The following is a 520-nucleotide window of genomic DNA, read 5'->3' as shown; positions in this document are numbered from 1 at the left end:
AAAGAAAAGTACGAGGACCTATGTACTCAAATCCAAGATAAGGAATCCAGAAAACTCAAATATGACTTCTTTATTGAAAAATTAGACTCTCTTGCTCCTCTGGCTGAATGTGACCCTATCCTTTGGAATTTAATGCTAGATAAGATGGTGGTAAATGAGGATGGAAATTTTGAATTTAAATATACTAAGGATTTATAAAGGCAAGCCCCTTATGAATTAAAATTCAATAAGGGGTTGTTTAATAATTAGTTCTTTGCTTAAAGTAATATTTGACATAGCTTGTTTTTTAAAAGTTCTCTTCTTTTTTCAATAAACTCTGGATAATTTTCGTAAGTATATTCCATATTAGGTAAATAGTTAACTGCCCTATAATTAAATTTACCATCTTCTGTTGGTTGATGATAATTAAACCATTGATCAAAATCTGTATCAAGTTTTTCTTCATTTCGTTGTGCTGCTAGTAACTGAAGATTTGTACTATCATTAACGGAATTAATATACTCATCTATTTTATCTTCTG

Annotated in this window: 2 protein-coding genes; one reads left to right on the top strand and one right to left on the bottom strand. The window is 29.4% G+C overall.

The window, feature by feature from the left end; translation table 11 throughout:
• A partial coding sequence (locus FK529_RS20420) for a hypothetical protein (protein ID WP_205124417.1) occupies positions 1-198 on the top strand: 198 nt, incomplete at its 5' end.
• A gap of 59 nt (positions 199-257) precedes the next feature.
• On the opposite strand, the gene FK529_RS20140 is transcribed toward FK529_RS20420, so the two are convergent.
• Positions 258-520 (bottom strand): hypothetical protein (locus FK529_RS20140; RefSeq protein ID WP_205124416.1); only part of this gene is annotated, 263 nt, incomplete at its 5' end.

The sequence above is a fragment of the Tsukamurella asaccharolytica genome (assembly GCF_007858435.1).
Taxonomy (GTDB): domain Bacteria; phylum Actinomycetota; class Actinomycetes; order Mycobacteriales; family Mycobacteriaceae; genus Tsukamurella; species Tsukamurella asaccharolytica.
The sequence above is the reverse complement of the archived record's forward strand: the minus strand, read 5'-3'. Positions and strand labels throughout refer to the sequence as shown.